This window comes from Polyangium jinanense (assembly GCF_028435265.1).
GTDB classification, from domain to species: Bacteria; Myxococcota_A; Polyangia; order Polyangiales; family Polyangiaceae; genus Polyangium; species Polyangium jinanense.
This window is the reverse complement of the sequence record NZ_JAGTJK010000040.1, coordinates 14,700-34,604: the sequence shown is the minus strand read 5'-3', so window position 1 is coordinate 34,604 and position 19,905 is coordinate 14,700. Positions and strand designations below refer to the sequence as shown.

The 19,905-nt window shown below is 69.6% G+C and carries 12 protein-coding genes; 4 read left to right on the top strand and 8 right to left on the bottom strand.

The window, feature by feature from the left end:
• Positions 1 to 122: 122 nt before the first annotated feature.
• The 6 genes from KEG38_RS40690 to KEG38_RS40665 form a co-directional block, all read right to left on the bottom strand.
• Positions 123 to 1,394: an ABC1 kinase family protein gene (locus tag KEG38_RS40690; protein ID WP_272425859.1), complete on the bottom strand. Its 1,272-nt coding sequence runs from the start codon at positions 1,392 to 1,394 to the stop codon at positions 123 to 125.
• 366 nt (positions 1,395 to 1,760) lie between these two features.
• The gene (locus tag KEG38_RS40685; RefSeq protein ID WP_272425858.1) at positions 1,761 to 2,609 is read right to left on the bottom strand and encodes a HugZ family pyridoxamine 5'-phosphate oxidase; all 849 of its coding nucleotides are present in this window, start codon (positions 2,607 to 2,609) and stop codon (positions 1,761 to 1,763) included.
• 61 nt (positions 2,610 to 2,670) lie between these two features.
• A complete protein-coding gene (locus KEG38_RS40680) occupies positions 2,671 to 3,414 on the bottom strand; it encodes a hypothetical protein (protein ID WP_272425857.1) in 744 nt (247 codons plus the stop codon).
• On the bottom strand, positions 3,401 to 3,991 hold the full coding sequence (locus KEG38_RS40675; protein WP_272425856.1) for an RNA polymerase sigma factor: 591 nt from the start codon (positions 3,989 to 3,991) through the stop codon (positions 3,401 to 3,403). The genes KEG38_RS40680 and KEG38_RS40675 overlap by 14 nt, the downstream gene beginning before the upstream one ends.
• Positions 3,992 to 4,383: 392 nt before the next feature.
• Positions 4,384 to 4,872: a hypothetical protein gene (locus KEG38_RS40670; RefSeq protein WP_272425855.1), complete on the bottom strand. Its 489-nt coding sequence runs from the start codon at positions 4,870 to 4,872 to the stop codon at positions 4,384 to 4,386.
• 101 nt (positions 4,873 to 4,973) lie between these two features.
• A complete protein-coding gene (locus tag KEG38_RS40665) occupies positions 4,974 to 6,224 on the bottom strand; it encodes a hypothetical protein (RefSeq protein ID WP_272425854.1) in 1,251 nt (416 codons plus the stop codon).
• Positions 6,225 to 6,323: 99 nt separating this feature from the next.
• Here KEG38_RS40665 and KEG38_RS40660 point away from each other — a divergent pair, with 99 nt between their 5' ends.
• Complete coding sequence (locus KEG38_RS40660; RefSeq protein ID WP_272425853.1) at positions 6,324 to 9,620, top strand: serine/threonine-protein kinase; 3,297 nt, start codon at positions 6,324 to 6,326, stop codon at positions 9,618 to 9,620.
• Between the two features lie 19 nt (positions 9,621 to 9,639).
• Here the strand turns inward: KEG38_RS40660 and KEG38_RS40655 are convergent, their stop codons facing one another.
• Complete coding sequence (locus KEG38_RS40655; protein ID WP_372518224.1) at positions 9,640 to 12,384, bottom strand: ATP-binding protein; 2,745 nt, start codon at positions 12,382 to 12,384, stop codon at positions 9,640 to 9,642.
• A 356-nt stretch (positions 12,385 to 12,740) separates the two neighbouring features.
• Here KEG38_RS40655 and KEG38_RS40650 point away from each other — a divergent pair, with 356 nt between their 5' ends.
• Complete coding sequence (locus KEG38_RS40650) at positions 12,741 to 15,479, top strand: RCC1 domain-containing protein (RefSeq protein WP_272425852.1); 2,739 nt, start codon at positions 12,741 to 12,743, stop codon at positions 15,477 to 15,479.
• 262 nt (positions 15,480 to 15,741) lie between these two features.
• On the opposite strand, the gene KEG38_RS40645 is transcribed toward KEG38_RS40650, so the two are convergent.
• Positions 15,742 to 17,703, bottom strand: coding sequence for a serine/threonine-protein kinase (locus KEG38_RS40645; protein WP_272425851.1), 1,962 nt, complete (start codon positions 17,701 to 17,703; stop codon positions 15,742 to 15,744).
• A 196-nt stretch (positions 17,704 to 17,899) separates the two neighbouring features.
• Between KEG38_RS40645 and KEG38_RS40640 the strand changes: the two genes are divergently transcribed.
• Together KEG38_RS40640 and KEG38_RS40635 are read left to right on the top strand one after the other, a co-directional pair.
• Positions 17,900 to 18,715, top strand: coding sequence for an STAS domain-containing protein (locus KEG38_RS40640; protein ID WP_272425850.1), 816 nt, complete (start codon positions 17,900 to 17,902; stop codon positions 18,713 to 18,715).
• 66 nt (positions 18,716 to 18,781) lie between these two features.
• Entirely contained in the window at positions 18,782 to 19,879 is a 1,098-nt protein-coding gene (locus tag KEG38_RS40635) for a tetratricopeptide repeat protein (RefSeq protein WP_272425849.1), read from the top strand.
• Positions 19,880 to 19,905 lie beyond the last annotated feature (26 nt).

Below are 19,905 nucleotides of genomic sequence, written 5' to 3'. Positions count from 1 at the left end.
CGGCCCGTTGGAAGAACTGCGCGCAGCGCAGTTCTTCCACCAAAGGTCCAGGGCTTGCCCTGGTTCGGGTCGAGGGGCGAACAGCCCCCGCGGGGTCCGGGGCAGGGCCCCGGCGAGGCGCGTCAGGCCATGAACGAGCGTTCTTCCGCCGCGTAATCGACCTCGACGTCGAGCCGGGCCAGGACTGAATAGAACCCGAACTGGAGGCGGTTCATGAAGAGCATGCCCTCGGGCATGGGCACGAAGGAGGTGTCCCCGGTCTTGAGCGTCTCCTTGCCTGCCTCCTTCATGTGGTGGACGAGGCTCGCCACGTAGTCGCGCGTGATCCGGAACGGCGAGGAGAACTGCGGCTCGAACGCGCGGCGAATGTACGAGAGCACGCGCTTCTCGTGGTCGCCGCCCTGGGTCTCCAGCATGATCTTCGCGGCCTCGGTAAACGTGGCCTCGTCGCGTTCGACGGCCGCGCGGTGGAGCCTGCGCGCGACGCCGCGCCGCTTCTCGGGGATGGGCTGCACGCAGCCGAAATCGAGGAACGCCACGCGCCCGTCGTCCTGGAAGAAATAATTGCCCGGGTGCGGGTCGGCGTTGAACATCTCGCCGAGGAGCGTGCCCTTGTAAACGAACCGCCAGAGCGTGCGGCAAAGCGCGACGCGATCCCGCTCGGGCAGGCCGGCCGCCTCGTCGAGATTCCGGCCGCGAACGAACTGCGTCGTGAGCACACGGCGCGACGAACGATCGAGATCGACCCAGGGGATCAAAATCTTCGGGTCGCCCTCATGGACGCGCGCGAACTCGATCTGGCGGCGCGCCTCGATCGTGTAATCGAGCTCCTCGCGGAAGCGGGCGCGGACCTCCTCGAGCATTTTCGCGGAGCCGACCTTACGCGTGCCCATCATCGAGAGCGCGCCTTCAAGCAAGCCCGCATTTTTCAGGTCCGCCTCGACAGCCTCGGCCACGCCGGGGTGCTGGACCTTGACCGCGACCTCATCCCCTTCGAGGGTGCGGGCGCGATGCACCTGGCCGATCGAGGCACTCGCGACGGCCTTTTCATCCCATTCAGCAAAGAGGCGATCGAGCGGGGCGCCGAGCTCTTCCTCGACGAGGAGGCGAATGGCCTCCGGCGAGGAGCGAGGCGCCGCAGCGAGCAAGCTCTTCATCGAGCGCTGGTAAGCGTCACGATGCTCCTCAGGGACGAGTCCATCGATGTAGCCAGCCATCTGGCCGACCTTGGCAGCGACGCCGCGGAGGTTGCCAAGGACCTCGGCCGCGCGCTTGGCAGCCGCGTCATCGCCCTCGCGGCGAAGGAGCAGGCTCGTCCCCGTGCGCGCGCCGATCTCGGCGAGCCGGACGAGGCGGCCGAGGCGGCCCGAAGGAAGCTTGGTTTCGTCCGACATCTCGCCGCGGACGTAGCAGACGGACGCAGGATGGTAAAGACCTCCCCCCTTCGGCAGCGTAGCGCCGGGGTTTCACCCCGGGCCCGACCAGGGGTTGTCCACCCCTGGACCCGGACCAGCGCAAGCGCTGGACCCGGGGTCGATGAACTGCGCGATGCGCAGTTCATCGAACAGGCCGAGGCAAGACCGGCGACGACCCTGCCAGTCAAAACCTCAGCGCTGGCAACGCCGCTCGTGGTCTTGCCCCGGGCCCGTCGGAGAAACTGCGCATCGCGCAGTTTCTCCGCCTTCGGTCCAGGCCGTGCCTGGTCCGGGGTGCAGGGGGCGGACAGCCCCCGCTGGGGTGCGGGGCAACGCCCCGCGCTCTCAGTCTTCGCCTTCGCCGGCTCGCCCTGCCATCTCGATGAGGGCTTTGCGTGCCTCCTCGCGGGTCCGGATTTCCGTGTCGAATGCGAGCCGTACGCGACGCTCGCCTGAGGGGGTCTCGACGGCCATTTCGATGCCGTATCGGTCCACGGCGGTCATCTGCGCGCTCGTGGCTTCGGCGATTCCGGCGAGCTTGCGCGCGTAGGCGAGGATCGACGAGGCGTGGTCGTCGTTCATGTGCCCGAGGATGCGGGGCGCGAATTCGGCGAGTGGATCGGGCTCGGCGCGGGTGTATGCGGCGACGTCGACCCAGGACATGCGGCCGAACCCGCCGACGTAACGGAGGGAGCGCGGCTCGATGCGGTAATGCGAAAAATCCGCGAAATCGGCGTAGGTCGCGGCGTCCGGGTGCGCGGCGAGGAACAACGCGCGGCATTCGGACACCTCCTCCGGCGGCACGGCTGTGCAGGGGCCGATGAGCGTCACGCGTCCTTTTTCGAGCAATTTGTCCCCGACGATGGGCGATTCGAGGAGGAGGACGGAGGCCTCGGGACGGGCGAGCAGGTTTTGGGTGTGCTCGGCGAGGCGCGAGAGCAAGAAGAGGGCGCGGCCGCGCGCGTCCGTGGCGAGCGCCACGAGCGAGGCATAAGGGAAACCCTCGGGATCACGCGCCATCGTGGCGAGGGATCCGAATCGGGCGGCGCGGGCGAGTGTGCGCGCGCGTTCGGCGTGGCTCGGCGCGTGTGGGGAGGCCCCGGACGGACCTGTCCCTGCGACTGTGGACCGAGTGTCCACGCCTTTCCCTTGGCTCTCGTTCCCGGCGGCATTCTGTTCGCGGCCCTTCGTCATGATAGGGCCGTCATAACACGGCGCGCCGGTTTTATCGATGCGGGACGACCGAACGATCGAATCAGGGCGCGGCCTTTTTCTCCTCCGCCTCTTCCGGTGGGCACTCCTCTTCCCGGCGGAGCTCGATGTTCACCCGCCGCCCCTCACCCTTTCCGTCCCCTTGCACGTCGACCTTCACCTGACCCTCGAAGCCCTGCGCGGCGAGCTGCTCGAGGATCTTCTGCCGTACCACCTCGACGTCCTGGTCGTCGGTGATGTCGAGGTTGAAGAGATCGTGGCCAATCTTCTTGCCGAGCGTGCTATCGACCTTGCCGGAGAGCGGCTTCTCCGTGATCTTCGCCGAGGCGAGCGCGGGCATGGCTTCTCGCAGCTTGTCGGCGAGCGGCTCGTCGCCGAGGTCCTCGCCCCATGCCTCGATCTGCAGGGTCACCTCGCCGTTCTGGTGGCGACCGCGGACCTTCACGTTGTCGAGCTTCACCGAGCCTTCCAGGGCCTTCATGACCTCGGGCGGCTTGGGCATCGCTTCGGCCTCGGCGTACGTGACCGTCAGGCTCCGGCCGACCTCGACGTCGACCTCCATGGGGGCCGCGCAAGCCGCGACGCCGATCACTGCGGCGATTGCCGCGCCGAAAGCCATTTTCCGCAACACGTGTTTCTTCTCCATGGGTTTCCTCCTTTGTTCCGGGGGCATTGCGTCGAACGTGGCGAGGAGCGACGCTTCGAGCGCCGTGCGGTGCTCGGGGCGAGGCGCGCTCGCGGGCTCGAAGACCTTTTCGAGCTCTTTTTCTCGATCAGAACCGAACATCGACGACCTCACCTTCCTGGAGCACCTCGCGGAGCGACCGCTGCGCGCGCGAGAGCCGCTGCTTCACGGCGGCCGTGGACTCCCCGAGCAGCGCCGCGATCTCGGCATGCTCGAGGCCATCGCCATATCGAAGCGCGAGCAGCTCCTGCACGTGATCGGGCAGCGCCGCGACGGCCGCGCGAAGGGCGCGGATGCGCTCTTGTTGAACGAGCGAGTCGAGCGGCGTGCCGCGATCGTCGGCGAGGATCGGCGCGACGTCCTCGATGGGCGTGCCCTCGCGGCGCGCGCGGGCATGGTCGATGACGGCGTTCCGCGCGATGGAGAGGACGTACATGCGCACGGAGCCGCGGCGGAGATCGATGTCGCCGAGGTGCTCGAGCAGCTTGTGAAAGACGCGGCCGACGAGGTCCTCGACGTCTTCCCGTCTGCGGACGCGCCGGCCGACGAAGCGGCTGACCGGGTCGTAAAGGTCCTGGTAAAGGGCCCGGAACGCCTCGCGGTCGCCCGCTTGGGCGCGGGTGAGGAGAGCGCGATGGCGATCGTCAGGGTCCGCCCAGGGCCAGGGGAAGAGGCGCATGAGGTGCTCGCCCATGCTCTACGGGGCGGGCGGGGAGAGGTGACAGAAAAGATGCGGAGGGAGGGGAAGTGTGAGCTGGCGCGCTGGATGGCGTGGACAGAGGGGGTTGATGCGGATCAACCGCGGATGGACGCGATGGCCAGCGGGTGTTTGACGAGCGTCAACCCCCTCTGTCCACGATGACACCGAGGGTGTTGACGAGGATCAACCCCCTCTGTCCACGAGGACCGGCGGGGGTTGACGAGGATCAACCCCTGCTGCTCACGATGATCAGAGAGGGGGTTGATGCGGATCAACCCCCTCGGATCACGATGACCGGCGGGTATCGACGAGCGTCAACCGACGCTATCCACGATGATCCGCGCGGGTTGACGCGAAGCGAGGAGCGACGGTCACGCCCGCGGCTTCCACGACAGCACGAAATCACACGCGCCCCGCTCCAGATCGAGCCTCTCGACCTCGACCTTCCCGTCCACCCCGGCGAAGTCGAGCGCGGATTCCCAGCAACCCGACAGGAGCTCGACCATCGTCCCGTTCCGGAAATGCGCAGCCGGAAACCCTCGCAGTCGGAGCATGCATTCGTGCTCGCCGAGGTTTTCGTAGACCAGCCGGCCCGCATTCTCGGCGACGAGCTCACGGCCGCGCGGGACGAAGCGCAGCAAGGATTGCGGCGTGAATCCGGCCCGGCGCAGGAAGCTTTCGACGACCGCCCGGAGGAGCGGATTCTCGAAGTAACGGTTCATGCAGCGCCGGAAGAGCGCACGTGTGCCGGGAGCACCGAGCTCCGCGCGCAGCGCTTCGACCATGTCGTAATAAGGCTCGGGCGGGAGCCATTGTATGCCGATGGCGCCGCGGATCGTCGCGAGGGACGCGGGAGCCATGCGCGCAAGGATGCGAGCTCGCACGGTCGGGTCGAGCGTCTCGACCTCGCGGAGCACGGCCTGGGCGAAGCTTGCGCGGGTTCGTTGCGGGGCGGCGCGACTCATCGCAGCCCACACCCCACCGTGACCGCCTGATCCACCGTTGCGCGCTCGATCTTCCTCGTATCCGCGTCCACCGTGACCCGCACCTTCACGCTGCCGCCGAGACCCACGCGGGCCACGCCCTTCAGCAGGTCGCCGATCAGCCCGTCCACGTGCGCGCCGACCGCCGAGGCGCCGAGCTCCGAGCAGGGCACCGCGCCGTCGAGCGTCATCTTCACCCGCGCCGAAAGGCCCTCGCGTTTCACCGTCCCGGGGCCGGCCAGCTTGAAGGCGCCCGCGTCCACCGTCGCCTTCGAGATGCGCATGTCCACGAGGTTCGGCGTGATCTCGAACGTCGCCCCGAGCTTCGTCTTGTTCCCGAAGACGATCCCGTCGAGCTCCTTCGGATGCGGCGGCACCCAGCCCTTCACCTCGAGCGACGCCGTGCCCGCGTACATCCCTTTCGATTCGGGACCGCCGAACGTCACCGCCACCGTCCCCTCCACCGAGGCCCCGCGCAGATCCGCGGGGACCGACAACGAGCGCGCGCGGGCGAGGTCGTCGACCTTTGTCGGCGGCAGCGTCGCCGAAAGCCGCATCGGCTTCGCCTTCGTGTCGAGCGCGAGCCGCAGCGGCGCCGCCTCGGGCGTCTTTGCGCCGAGCCATATCGAAGCCGGATCCTTGCCGTTCCAGCGCGCGCCGACGAGGCCCAGGTTCGTCCCCTCGAACGCCACCGTCCCCTCGAACGCCCCTTCGTCGCCGCGCCCCTTCGTCGCTTGGCCGGCGAGCACGATCCACGGCGATTCCTTCGAGCCCCAGTACACCGTCGCGTTCGCGGTCGCCGGCAGATCCAGGGCGCCCGGGTGGCGGCGATCGAACGCGGCCAGGGCTTCGAGGCGCTCGTCGAGCGGGGTGGCGAGCGTGACCACCACGTTGCGGGCCTCGAGCCGCGTCGGGGAGAGGCCCGCGAGGTCCACGGCGACCCACGGGGCCTCGACCGCGAGGCCCGTGACGCCTTCGAGCTTGGCCTTGGCGCCCGTGAGCACGACACGGCCCCACTTGGGGTTGAAGTCGTCGAACGTGAGCTCGATGCCCCGGGCCCGCGCTTCCTTCTCGATCCAGAACCGGACGAGCGGGCGGTGGCCGAGGCCTACCCCGAGGCCGAGGGCCGCGGCGAAGAGGAGCACGAAAGCCACGATCCGCCGCCCTCGCGGGCTCTTCTTCGGGGGCTCCTTCGGGGGCTCCGGCGCCGTGTCGGGCAGCGTGTCCATGTCGATCCCTGCTAGCACGTCGGGGACGACAAGAGCGTGCCTCTCGTTTCGCAGGGTGGTGGAACGGCGCGCCTCGGACGTATACTGCGCGGCATCATCATGGCGGAAGGGACGCTGGCCCAGCCTGGCGACGTGATCGCCCGCAGATATCGGGTCGAATCCTGGCTCGGCCAGGGCAACATGGCCATCGTCTATCAGGCCAAGCACGTGAACACGGGCAAGGCGTGCGCGCTCAAGCTCGTGCACCCGCACCTGGTCACGCGCAAAGAGTTCGTCGACCTCTTCGTGAAAGAGGCCCAGCTCGGCGCGCGGATCGGCGAAAACCCGCACATCGTCGACGTCTTCGACGCAGGCGTGGACGAGGCGCGCAAGGTCCCGTACCTCGCGATGGAGCTGCTCCAAGGCGACACGCTGGAGAGCTACCTCAAGAAGCACGGACGGCTGCCCGCGCGGCTCGCGCACACGATCTTCGAGCACCTCGCCGACGCGCTCGATCAAGCCCACGGCGCAGGCGTCATCCACCGCGATCTCAAGCCCGGCAACCTGTTCATCGCCCGCGATCGGAAAGGCCAGATCCTCCTCAAGGTGATGGACTTCGGCATCGCGAAGGTGCTGGAGAGTCACGAGCAACGCACCGCGACGCAGATCGGATCACCCGCGTACGCCGCGCCCGAGCAGCTCGGCGCAACGCTGCGTAGCCTCGCCGCGACACAAGGGATCTCGATCTCGCAGACCGTGCAGGCGTCGACCGACGTGTGGGCGCTCGGGCTCGTTGCGTACGAGGCGCTCACGGGCGTTCAGCCCGGTCAATACTGGGGCGTCGACACGTACGCGGATCTCATGATCTGCATCGCGCTCGAGGAGCATCCGACGGCGACGCATCGAGCCGGCGACTACGCGAAGTACCTGCCGCCAGGCTTCGACCCGTGGTTCTCGAAGTGCATCCAGCGCGACGCATCCGCGCGCTGGCAGTCGGCCGGCGAAGCCGTGCGCGAGCTGATGCGGCTCATCGACGCGTGGTCGTCGGATCCGATGACGGGAGACGTCAAGATCACGCCGTTCGAATCGCCGGTCTCGTCGAAGTCGGCGAAGAGCGCGAAGCCGCTTCCGAAGCCGATGCCGAAGCCCGCCGCAGCAGGGCCGCTGCGCCCGTCGGTGACAGGGCTCCCGCTGAAGCTGCAGGTCTCGAAGTCCTCGCCCGCCGCAGCCGAGCCGGCGAAGGCCGTCATTCCGGAGCCGAAGACGGGTCCCGTCTCGAAGGCCGGGCTCGCCGCGCCGGTGGTCGCGCCGAAGGCGGGGCCCGCGGCCACGCCCACGCCGGCTCTCGCCGTGCCGAAGACGGGGCCCGTGGTGCCGCCGAAGCCCACGACCACGCCGACCCCGGCGCCCGCGCCCGTGGCAGCGACGCCCGCGCCTGCGCCCGTGGCAGCGACGCCCGCGCCCGCGCCCGCTGCCGCCGCCGCGCCCGCCGCCGCTTCCGAAGGCCCTTCGTTGCTCGACTCCGCGCTGGTGTCGCTGGTCGACTCCGCGCCGGTGTCCCTGCCGCTCTTGACGGACTCCGCGCCCGCGCTGACGGACTCTTCGCTCACGGAGTCCGCGCCGGTGCTGACGGACTCCGCGCCCAAGCTGACCGACTCCGGGCCGAAGCTCTCGGACTCGGGGGGGACGCCGAACGACGGCTCGCGGGCGAGCCAGCGGCCCACGAAGCCAGTGCCCGCGACCGTGCCCGCGACCGCGCCCGCGCCGCCGCCGAAGCCGCCGCAGGGGCCGCCGCCGCGCAAGCCCGCCGCGCCTCCGCCCGTCCCCGTGCGGCGCGAGCCTCCGCCCAAGGCCGCGGCGCCGCCGATGCCGCCCAAGGAGCGCGCGCGCTTGCAAGAGCTGGCGATGCAGCTCGAGCTCGACAGCAAGTGGGCCGAGCTCTGCGACGTGCTCCGCAAGCTCGAAGCCGCCGAGCCCACGGCCGAGCGCAAAGCGCGCTACCTCTACCAGCTCGCGCTCGTCCACCAGGATCGTCTCGACCAAACCGATCGCGCGCTCGAGCTGCTCGACGAGGCGCTCGACAAGAACCCGAGCCTCGTCGAGGCCTTCGATCTGGTCGTGGCGATCCACGAGGGCCGCGCCGACTGGAAGAAGATCGAGCGCGCCTACCGGAAGATGCTGCACCGGCACGCAGGCACCGAGGACACCTCGTTCAAGCACCGGCTGTGGTTCAAGCTCGGCGAGATCTACCGCGACCTCTTCGACAACCCCGGCGCCGCGGTCGAGGCCTTCCGCATGGCGCTGCGCAACGCCTCGCGCGAGGAGGTCATCCCCGATCACCTCACGCTCGCCGCCCTCTGCGCGCACATCGGGCAGATCGACGACGCGATCGCGTCGTACCAGGCCATCCTGCGCGCCGATCCCGGGTACGTCGACGCCTACCGGGCGATCTACCGGCTCAGCGTGGATCGTGGCGCCTACGATCCGGCCTGGTGCGCCGCGGCCGCGCTCGCGTTCCTGCGCGAGGCGGACGAGGAGCAGGTGACCTACTTCCAGGACTACCGCCCCGACGGCCGCATCCAGGTGAAGAGCCGCTTCGACAACGAGCTCTGGGCGCGCCACGTCTTCCACGAGGATCAAAGCCTGCTCGTCGGGAAGATCTTCGAGATGATGGCGCGCGCGGCCATGAAGGCGAAGGTCGAGGCGCTGCGGCAACGCAAGGAGCTGCTCTCGCTCGATCCCTTCCTGCGGCAGGACCCGACGACGTCGAGCGTGCCGTTCGTGCGAACGATGGGCTGGGCGTCGCGCGTCATCGGCGTGACGTGCCCGGCGCTCTTCGTGCGCAGCGACGTGCCGGGCGGCATCGTCGCGGTGCCGACGGAGCCGCCCGCGTCGGTCGTGGGGCAGACGCTGCTCGGCGGTTTTTCCCAGGAGGAGCTCGCGTTCATCGCGGGCAAACACCTCGCGATGTACCGCGGCGAGCACTACATCAAGCTGCTCTTCCCGAGCGCGGAGGAGCTGCGCGTCATCTTCCACGCGGCCGTGAAGATGGTGATGCCCGACGCGAACACGCCGCGCGACGTGGACACGCGCGCCGAGACGACAGCGAAGGTGCTGCGCTCGTTCATGGGGCCACGCGAGCAGGACGGTCTCCGTGTGCTCGTGCGGAAGTTCGTCTCCGAGCGGGAGGAGGCGGACATCGCCCGGTACTTCCGCGCGGTCGAGTTCACGGCGACGCGCGCCGGCTTCGTCCTGTGCGGGGATCTCGGGGTGGCGAAGAAGATCATCGCCGCGGAGCCGACGCTCTCGGACGATCCGTTGCCCACGGACAAACTAAAGGATCTGCTCGCGTACTCGGTGTCGGAGAGCTACCTCGCGGTGCGCCAGTTGCTGGGGATCGCGATCGGGCAGGAGTAACCCGCCGCGAAGGCGCGCGTCATTCACCGTGCGTGGCGAAGCGCGCGGGGGTCTTCGGATCCAGCAAGTATCCCTTGGGGTGACTCGAAAGGAGCGCGCCCAGCCCCTCCTTGCGCAAGCTGCTCAGCGCGACCCGGAGGCGCGCGACCGCCGCGCCGGACAAGATCCGCTCGCTCGGCCATCCCCTGGCCACGAGATCCTTCACCGACATCGGCGCGCCGGGTCGCGCGAGGCGCTGCTCCGTCAAGGCGACGAGGAGGCGGCCGAGCAGGCGCCGGCGAGAGCAGTCCACACGCCTCCCCGAGGGCAGGCGGAACCACTCGCCCTCGGGATGGACGAGCAGCGCCGCGTCCTCGGAAGCCCGTCCATGGGTGAGGAGCGCGTGCTCGAGCGAGCGGCGCGCGCGGGTGACCTCGAGGCGCGGCGGAGCGAGGGGCGCCGCCGCGAGCCGTCGCGCCGCGGAGGCGACGTGCTCTGCCGCGCCCACGAGATCGCTGCCGGCCGCAGCTTCGCGGGCGAGCGCGAGATCGAGGTGCCCGCGTAGATAGTGGATGACCGCGGCATTCGTGGGCCGCTCCCGTGCCCAGCTCGGCCGCTCCGCCTCGGCGAACGCCTCGCGCGCGGCGTCGACGCGCCCGGCCGTCGCCTCGACGCTGCCGAGCCACGCGTGGATCGCGACCTCCATCGAGTGCTGGTCGCGCAGGCTGGCGAGCGCGCGCTTGCAGCTCTCGCGGGCCTCGCGGAGTCGCTGCGCCATGAAGAGATGGCTTCCTTGGTGCCCGAGCACCACGCCCAGCGTGTAGCGATCTCCGATCTCACCCGCGATGCGGATCGATTGCTCGAAGTACGTCGCCGCTTCGTCGGGACGGCCGAGCTCGTCGGCGATCGACGCGAGGCTGCTGAAGCAATTGGCCAGGTTCCGCCGGTTGCCGAGGGCGCGGTGAAGGGCGACCGCGCGCTCGCCATGCTCGCGCGCCTCCTCGAGTCGCCCGAAATGGATCTGCGTGATGCAGAGGTTGCCCTCCGCCATTCCCTCGAAATGGATGTCGCCCGCCTCGCGGTGGAGGGGCAACGCCTTGAGGAACGACTCCCGCGCCTCGTCCTGCGCTCCCTCGAAGACCCGGATCACGCCAAGCACGGTCAGGATGCGCCCTTTTTGGCGGCGATCGTCGGGGTGGATCAGCCCGCGTGCACGCTCGAGCTCGGCATGCGCCTCGAGCAGGCGACCTTGAAAGAGGTGGACGAGCGTCTTCGTGAAGAGCGCTCGCACGAGCGCGTCGTGGTCTCGGATCTGGGCCCCGAGGGAGCGCACCTCGTCCGCATCCGCGATGGCGCGCGCATAATCCCCCATGAGCCGGTGCACCTCGGCGCGCGCAGCGAGCGCCCGCGCGCGGAGGTCCGCGTCGAGCCCAGCCGCGCCCGAGGCGCCGAGGACCGCGTCGTGCAGGGCCGCCGCCAAGCTGAGCGGTCCATGCACCGTGAGCGCCGGCTGGAGCGCGAGCGCGACACGCGCCGCCGTGCGCACGTCCTCGGCGCGCGCCGGCCCGATCCGCTCGAACGCGCGGTGGTGCACCGCGAGCAAGTTCTCCTTCTCGGCCAGGAGCCAGCGCCGGGCAAGGGCGCCCTCGGGCCCGTCGGCCTTCGCGGACCAGAAGCACGCCTCCGCTTCGTAGTAGGCCGCATGCCGCGTGATGGCGGCCTCGTCCGCGCCGCGCTCGCGCAGCCGGTCCCACGCATAGTCGCGGATGCTGAGGTAGAGCGTGAAGCGCGCATCGCCGGGCCCCTCGCGCGGCGTCTCGCGCACAAGCAGGGATCGATCGCGGAGCGACTGGAGCACGTCAGCCACGCAAGGGGCGCCCTCGCCGAGGTCGATGACCCGCTCGGCCGCGTCGAGATCGAAGCTGCCACGAAAGACGGCGCAGTGCGCGAGCACGGCCTGCTCCCAGGGGTCGAGCGCCCTCCACGAGGCGTCGATCGCGTCCCTGAGCGAGCCATGCCGTGGCCCGCCACTCGAAGCCCCTCGCACGAGGACGTCGAACCGGCGGCGCAGATGTTCGAGCAGCGTGGCCGTGGAGAAGACGCGCATCCGCGCAGCAGCAAGCTCGAGCGCCAGCGGCAAGCCATCGAGCTCGCGCACGAGCGCCGCCGCGCGGGGCGCCTCGTCCATCGTGAGGGCATAGTCGTGCACGACGAGCCCCGCGCGATCCACGAAGAGGCGGACCGCCTCGGAGTCTGCAACATCCGCACTCCCCCGCGGGAGAGGCAGCGGACCAAGATCGAGGATCGCTTCGCCCTCGACATCGGTTCGCGTCCGCGAGGTGACGAGAAACCGTGCCTCCGGCGCCCGCTCACGCAAGACCGGGAGCGTCGCCTGCGCATGCGCAACGAGGTGCTCGAAGTTGTCGAGGACGACGAGGACCCGGCCCCGCGCAGCAATCGCATCCGCAAGCTGCGCAAGCATGCCCGCGCCGCTCCCCGCCATGAGGGGGACATCCAGCGTCGCGCCAATCGCCCCACAGATGCCATCGACATCAGAAGCGTAGGTCAAGTCACACATCCAAGCGCCCCCCGGATAAGCCTCGGCATGCCGGAGGGCGTACTCATGGGCGAGCCGGGTCTTGCCCATGCCCGGAGCCCCAAGGACGCTCACCAGGGCCTCGGTGGAGAGCCGCGCGCGGAGGGCCGAGAGCTCGAGCTCCCGTCCAATGAACCGCGTCGAGCGAGCCTTGACGTTGGTCCGCGGCGATGGAGACGAGCGCGGCACGTTTCGCACGATCGTGGCCCGGGACTTTAGGGGACGACCAGGGGGGTGTCGACGACGCGCGGGAGCACGTAGCGCCGGGGCGCTGCCCCGGACCCCGCGGGGGCTATTCGCCCCTCGACCCGAACCAGGGCAAGCCCTGGACTCGGGGTGGAAGAACTGCGCGATGCGCAGTTCTTCCAAGGAGGCCGGTGGCAAGACCGTGGAGGTGCGTGGGGTGGAATCGAGGGGCCATTTTATCGAGATATTATCGACATCTTATGCCTCGGCGCGGGCGCTTCGATCTACGAAGGGTCGCCGGCACAATCGTGGACGATGGGAACGATGGACCCCGCTCTGCCGAAGGATAAGGAGACGTCATGATATTGGGTTTGGGTGGTCGCGTGACGACCGTGGTGTTGTTGAGCGCAGCAGTCGCCGCGCTCGGATGCGGTGACAGCGATTCGTCGACGTCGACAGGCTCGGGCGGCAGCTCGTCGACGACGGTAGGATCAGGCGGTGGGATGGCGGGAGCAGGGGGAGCAGGCGGCGACATGCCCACGGGCTCGGGCGGCTCGGCGTCGAGTGGTGGTTCGATATGTGGCAGCGGCACGACCGACTGTGACGGCACCTGCGTCGACACAGCGCTCGACCCGAAGAACTGCGGCGCATGCGGAAATGCGTGCCCCGCCGGCGAGCTCTGCTCGATGAGCGCCTGCGGTGTCGTCTGTCTGGGCGGAACCACGCAGTGCGGCGATGCCTGCAAAGATACCTCGATCGATCCGGCGAACTGCGGCACGTGCGGGAATGCCTGCCCGGCGGGGAGCTCCTGCGAAAGCGGCGCATGCCAGCCGGCCGCGGCAGGCTGCGGACCGGGGCAAACCACCTGCAGCGTCGGAGCAAACCAATACTGCGCGAACCTCGGCACCGATTCCCAGAACTGCGGCGGTTGTGGCTTCGTGTGCCCCACGGGCCAGGTCTGTTCCGGCGGGCAATGCGGGGCGACCTGCACCGGCAAGACGTCCACCCTCTGCGACGGAAGCTGCGTGGACACGGCCTCCGACAACCTCAATTGCGGCGGTTGCGGCCACGCGTGCCCCGCCGGCCAGGTCTGCTCGGGAGGCACGTGCGCCGCGACCTGCGCGCCCGAGTACGCCACGTGCGGATCGGGGGCGGCCGCTCACTGCGCCGACGTGCACGACGACCCGCAGAACTGCGGCGCATGCGGCGTCGTCTGCCCCGCGGAAAAGCTCTGCTCGAACGGGAGCTGCGTCTCGCATTGCGGCGGGTTCTTCGATACGAGCTGCAATGGTCTCTGCGTCGACACGGACGCCGACGAGCAGAACTGCGGCGCCTGTGGCAACGTCTGCGCGGGCGAGCTGGTCTGCTCCGGCGAGCAATGCGGCCCCACGTGCGGGGCAGGGTACACGACCTGCGGGAGCGGCGAAGGCGCGTACTGCGCAAAGCTCCAGAACGACCCGGAAAACTGCGGCGCCTGCGGACAAGCGTGCCCGGTGGGAGAGGCCTGCTCGCAAGGCGTCTGCGCCCCGGCCTGCAATGGCATCAACGGCACGTTGTGCGGCGGTCTCTGCACGAACCTCATCAACGACCCCAAGAACTGCGGGAGCTGCGGTTTTGCCTGCGCTGCGGGGGACGTCTGCACGGGCGGCCTCTGCGCGAAGACCTGCGCGGAGGGCTCGTCCGCTTGCACCGTGGGCGCAACCACGCTTTGCATCGACGTGTCGGTCGATCCGCAGAACTGCGGGAGCTGCGGCCACGCGTGCCCGCAGGGCGAGGTCTGCTCGAATGGGACGTGCGGGAATTCGTGCCAGATGGGCTACGACACGTGCGGCGTCGGTTCGTCCGCCTTCTGCACGTATACCGACAACGATCCGAACAACTGCGGCGCCTGCGGCTATAGCTGCGAGCCGCCCCCCCACGGGAGCGCCACGTCGTGCACCTTCGGCGCGTGCGGCTTCACCTGCCAGCCGGGATACGCAAAGGTCAACAACGGCAACACCTGTCTCCCCCTGAAGAGCATCGTGGCGGGCTCCCACCATACCTGCGGGATCACCGAGAGCGGCGGCGTCATGTGCTGGGGGTACAACAGTTATGGTCAGCTTGGGGACGGCACGGCGACGAACCGCATGTCTCCGGTCGCCGTCCTCAACCTGAGCGGACCTGCGGTCAAGGTATCGGTGGGGTCGCTCAGCACCTGCGCGGCGCTCGCCAATGGCAAGGTGCAGTGCTGGGGGTACAACGGCAACGGCGAGCTCGGAAACAACACGAATCTGAACAGCCTCACCCCCGTCGACGTCCAGGACCTCACGGACATCGTCGACATCCAGTCCGGGCTCCTGTTCACGTGCGTGCTGACCAGCGCGGGGGCGGTCGCGTGCTGGGGCTACAATGCCTATGGCCAGCTCGGGAACGGGACCAACAGCAATGCCATCGTCCCCGGGATCGTCTCGGGCCTCGACGCCGGCGTCAAGGCAATCGCCGTCAGCCGGGCGACCGGCAATCAGGATGGCACGGGCGTGCACGCGTGCGCCCTCACCACCGCGGGTACGGTGAAGTGCTGGGGATACAACAGCCACGGCGAGGTCGGTGACAACAGCACGACGACCCGTTACACGCCCGTCGACGTCCTCGGATTGAGCGGCGTCGCCGGCATCACGGCGGGTGGGCTCCACACCTGCGCGCGCACGAATGCGGGCGCGGTCAACTGCTGGGGGTACAACGGCCATGGGCAGGTCGGCACCGGGACGGCCGGTGACCAGTTCCCGACGTACGTGCCCGTGGTCGGCCTGAGCACGGGTGTCGTGGCCATCGCGGCCGGCGGGGCCCACACCTGCGCCCTGACCCAGGCGAAAAAGACGCTCTGCTGGGGCTACAACGGCTGGGGCGGGCTCGGAGACGGGACCACCACCGACAGGCCGGCGCCTACGGCCGTCCAGGGCCTTCCCGCGGGCGGCCTGCCCGGTATCGTGAGCATGGGGCATTACTACACCCTTGCGGAGACGGCCGACGGCCGCGTCCTCGGGTGGGGCCTCAACGATTACGGGCAGCTCGGGGACGGCACCAACGCGACCCGGTACCTTCCGACGCCGATTCACTGACCGGCGCGCCGGCGATCGGCGCGCGACAAATCCACCCCGACCCCCGCCTCCGCGCGACCTCCCCCGACCCGAGCCCCCGAAGGGCGCCTGCGCTGAGCGCACTACGTCGTGCATCGCCCTCCGACAGCCCCGGCGCTGGGCGCACGCGCCCGTCATCGGGCCCTCGACCCCCCCGTGCATGACCTCCGCCTCTCGGCGTTCCGGCGCGCGGACCTCCTCGAGCCCCGGGGGCCCGCACCGCCCCCCGTTCGCCTTGTACCGCTCAGCTCCCGAGCTTCGACACCGCCGGAGGCGGCGGCGTCGCCGATCGCGCCTCCTCCGGCAGGAGCTGACGCAGGTGCCACGCCTGCATCGCCGAGCGCATCTCGGCTTCCCGCAGCGCGAGCTGCACGCGGCCCATGATCACACTCGGGGCCACGATCAGGAACACGTTCCCGACCGTGAGCGACACCAGCGTCGGCAGCTCGGGCAGCGACACGCCTTGTGGCAGGACCACCATGTTCCCGTTCTGGAACGCGTACGAGCGCTCGATGACCCCGAGGAGCTCGAGGCCGAGCGGCACGAGCATCCCGCATACGCCCGTCACGATGACCGCCGCGCGGAACCGGCCCGAGTGCGTCATCGAGAACGAGAACGTGAAGATGAGCAGCACCATCGGCACGAAGAACAGCGGGCCGAACGCGCGCGCCACGAAGCCGAGCGCGAGGATGTTGAACAGGAACGCGCCGTAACTGAAGACGTAGAGCCGGCGCACCTCCTCGGACTGCGCCGCGAGGAGCTTCAGCGCCGACGAGATCGCCGAAAGGCCCACGATCGCGAGCAGGTGCGCCGTGCTCCGCACGCCCATCCAGAAGGCGAGCGGAATCAAGAGCAAGAGGCTCGCCACGTCGAAGCGCACGCCGTCCCGCAGCGCGAGCCGCAGCCGGCCAAAGCCCCGCGCCCGCACCTCGGCCCGCGCCTCGGGCAGGATGTCGCTCGATGGCGTGGTGATGATCCGGGCGAGGAGGCGCAGGGCCTCGCGGTTCGTCGGGTCGAGCGCGAGGGCGCGACCGACCTCCTGCATCGCCTCGCGCCGGGCTTCCGCGGCCTCCGGGCCGGGACGGTCGGCACGCCGGGCGGCGGCCTCGGCGATGCGGGCGTGACGGCTCGACATGTCGCGGCGCACCGAGACGTCCGTGTCGCCGGCGAGGAACCGCTCGATCACGTCGTGCAGATCGCGGGCCGAGGCGTACCGGGCATCCGGGTCGAGCGCGGTGGCTTTGACGCAGATGGCGTCGAGCTCCGGGGGCAGGTCGAGCGTCGGGACGCGGCTCGAGGCGCGCGCGTCGGCGCCCTGGAGCGTCGCGAGCATCATCGCGTTCCAGGTGTCCTTCGTGTGCAAAGGCTCGAGCGTCAGGATCTCGAACAGGATCGCGCCGAGCGAGTAGACGTCGCTGCGCGCGTCGAGCGCGCTCACCTTGCCCATCGCCTGCTCGGGCGACATGTACCCGAACGTGCCGAGGATCTTGCCGGCGGCCGTCTTCACGTCGTCCGAGGAGTCGTCGAGCGAAAGCGCGGCCTCGGACGTGTCCTTGCGCAGCTTCGCGAGGCCCCAGTCGAGCACGTAGACCTCGCCGAAATCGCCGAGCATCACGTTCGACGGTTTGAGGTCCCGGTGGAGCACGCCGCGGGAATGGGCGAAGTCGACGGCGAGGCAGGCGGCGGAGAACGCGCGGAGCAGCTTGGGACGGCTGTAGGCCTCCACGATGGCCGGGTCTTTCTTGCGCAGACCCTTCACGATCTGCGCGAGCGTCAGGCCCCGCAGGCATTTCATCGTGAAGTAAGTCGATCCCTCGATGTCGACGCCGAGGTCGTAGACCGGGACGATCGAGGGGTGCTCGAGCTGCCCTTGCACCCGGGCTTCGCGCAGGAAACGGGCGCGGACCTGCGGATCGGACTGGTAGATCGGCAGGATCACCTTGCGCGCCACGTCGCGGCCGATGCGCGTGTCTTTGCAGAGCGCGACCTCGCCCATCGCGCCGTGCCCGAGCTTTCGTTTCTCCACGTAACGATCGAGCGGCTCGATGCCGAAGGTCTCGCCTTCGGCGGCATCGACCGGCGGGGGCACGGAGAAGATCCGCGCGGGCGGAGGGATCGAGGTGCGCCCCTCTTCCTCCGCGGCCTTCGTCGGCTCCTCCACGGAGTCGTCGAAGAGATCGGGCTCGGAGGTCCGATGGCGCTTCATGGATTCAAAGCAAGCTGAAACCGCAAAAGCGGTCAAGCGCTGGGCGGCGCGTCCCTCATTTTCGTGTCCTCGGTCGGAGCCGAGGGCGCCGTGAGGCGGCTCGCCGGTGCTGGATACGCGTCATGACGCGTCCAGGCATGGAAAGGCATTTTCGGGAAGGAAGATCCTGTTACCACTGTGCACGCGAGGAGCGTGCATGCAGCGGGTCATCGACGCATTCCGGGAAGGGCTCGACGCGTACGTGGCGGAGGCGTGTGATCGCGCCCTCGCTGAAAGGAACCCGTTTTACAGTCGCTTATCTCGCGAGCTCTTGTGCGTCTCGGTCACCCGCGTGTTCGAGGCCGTCTTGGAGGATCTCGAGGCCGGCACGCCCAGGACGCTGACCGCGCTCCTGGGCGCCGTCGGGGCGCAGCGGAGCGCGCAGGGAGCGAAGATCTCGGACATGCTTCGCGGGTTCGAGGTGGGCTTCGAGGTGCTCACGGAGCGCTTCGCCGAGCGATTTCGTGACGACCCCGAAGCGCGCCTCTTCTGGGAGATGGCGCGGAGTCGCTTCAGTTATGCCGGCGCGGCCGCGCTCGCGGACGCGTTCCTCGAGGCGCGCGAGGCGATCACGCAGGCGCAGGCCGAGGAGATCTTCGAGCTCTCCGCGCGGGTCCTGCCGCTTGCGCGTGGCGTCCTCCTCTTGCCGCTCGTCGGCCGGATCGACGGCGCGCGGGCCGAGTGCATCCTGGAGGTCTTGCTCGCGGCCGTCTCCGAGCACGGGGCGAAGGTGGTGCTGCTCGACGTGACGGGGCTGCCGGTCGTGGACGAGGTGGTAGCGCCACACCTCGTGCGGACGGCTTCTGCGGTGCGGCTCCTCGGGGCCACGCCGGCGCTCGTGGGGGTGCGGCCGAACCTGGCGCGGACGATGGTGGCGGGCGGGGTCGATCTGGGCGGGCTCGTGACGCTCGCGCGGCTCGAAGATGGGTTACACTGGGCGCTGGGTCTGCTCGGGCGGTCCCAGGGGCGTTGACGAGGGCGAGGGCGCGCGGAGGGAGGAGCGGCGGTGCGCGGGGCGTGGGGGCGACGGATGATCCTGGTGGGAGCGTGCCTTCTCGGGGCCGCGGGGTGCAGGCCCGCGCCGCGCCCGCCGAAGGGGCCGGCGGTGACCGTCGAGGATCTCGTCCGCGAGGCGCATGCCGAGGGGTTCGGCGTCGAGGATCCGCTCGTGATCGACGCGGAGATGAAGGCGGACGTCGAGCGGGTGGTGGGACGCATGGGCACGCCGGAGGAGCGGCTGCGGCGGCTCTCGCGATACCTGCGGGACGACCTTGCGTTCCGGTATGCGCCGAGCCAATCGCTCACGGCGCGCGCGGGGTTCCGGGCGCGGCAGGGCGATTGCGTCTCGTATACGCACCTCTTCGCGGCGCTCGCGCGGCACCTCGGCGTGCCGGTGTATTTCGTGTACGTGCGGAAGGTGGAGGGGCATTACGAGAAAAACGGCTCGTTTTTCCTCTCGTCGCACGTGGCCGTCGGCTATGGCAGCGGGCCGATGGCGATCGTGATGGATTTCGCCAAGGAAGCGCCCGACTGGACGCTTTCGCTCTACAACAGCATCGACGACGGCACGGCCCTCGCGCTTTACCAGAACAACCTCGCGGTCGACGCGATGCAGGCCGGGCGGCTCGACGAGGCGGAGGCGTCGATGCGGTTCTGGCTCTCGCGCCGGCCGAACGTGGCGGAGATCCACAACAACCTCGGCGTCCTTCTGAACCGCGCGGGGCGGTACGAGGAGGCGCTTTCCGTGCTGCGGCGCGGGATCGAGCTGTTTCCGCGGTACGAACCGCTTTACACGAATGCGATCCGGGCGGCGCGCGCGGCGGGCAAGCAGGACGAGGCGCTCGCGCTCGTGGGCCGGGCCGAGGCGCTCGAAGAGGGCGATCCGCTGCTCCTGCTCGCGTCGGGGCTCAGCTTGTACCAGGCCGGCGATTATGGCGCCGCGGCGGAGCGGCTCGAGCGCGCGGGGCTCGCGCTGCCCGACAATGCGGTCATCGCGGCGTGGCTCGTCCGGGTCTACCTCACGGCCGGGCGGCGCGAGGATGGGCGCGGGGCATTCGATCGTGTGCGCAAGCTCGCGCCTTCGGGCGCGCTGGAGCAGGACTTGCGGCGCGAGTTTCCGGAGCTCGGGCAGCTCTGAACGTGCGCGCGGCCCCTTGACGCGTT

What these genes read in the sequence shown, in the direction of transcription:
- KEG38_RS40690 (WP_272425859.1), bottom strand. Translation starts at nt 1,394, where the DNA reads ATGTCGGACGAAACCAAGCTTCCTTCGGGCCGCCTCGGCCGCCTCGTC.
- KEG38_RS40685 (WP_272425858.1), bottom strand. Translation starts at nt 2,609, where the DNA reads ATGACGAAGGGCCGCGAACAGAATGCCGCCGGGAACGAGAGCCAAGGG.
- KEG38_RS40680 (WP_272425857.1), bottom strand. Translation starts at nt 3,414, where the DNA reads ATGTTCGGTTCTGATCGAGAAAAAGAGCTCGAAAAGGTCTTCGAGCCC.
- KEG38_RS40675 (WP_272425856.1), bottom strand. Translation starts at nt 3,991, where the DNA reads ATGCGCCTCTTCCCCTGGCCCTGGGCGGACCCTGACGATCGCCATCGC.
- KEG38_RS40670 (WP_272425855.1), bottom strand. Translation starts at nt 4,872, where the DNA reads ATGGCTCCCGCGTCCCTCGCGACGATCCGCGGCGCCATCGGCATACAA.
- KEG38_RS40665 (WP_272425854.1), bottom strand. Translation starts at nt 6,224, where the DNA reads ATGGACACGCTGCCCGACACGGCGCCGGAGCCCCCGAAGGAGCCCCCG.
- KEG38_RS40660 (WP_272425853.1), top strand. Translation starts at nt 6,324, where the DNA reads ATGGCGGAAGGGACGCTGGCCCAGCCTGGCGACGTGATCGCCCGCAGA.
- KEG38_RS40650 (WP_272425852.1), top strand. Translation starts at nt 12,741, where the DNA reads ATGATATTGGGTTTGGGTGGTCGCGTGACGACCGTGGTGTTGTTGAGC.
- KEG38_RS40645 (WP_272425851.1), bottom strand. Translation starts at nt 17,703, where the DNA reads ATGAAGCGCCATCGGACCTCCGAGCCCGATCTCTTCGACGACTCCGTG.
- KEG38_RS40640 (WP_272425850.1), top strand. Translation starts at nt 17,900, where the DNA reads ATGCAGCGGGTCATCGACGCATTCCGGGAAGGGCTCGACGCGTACGTG.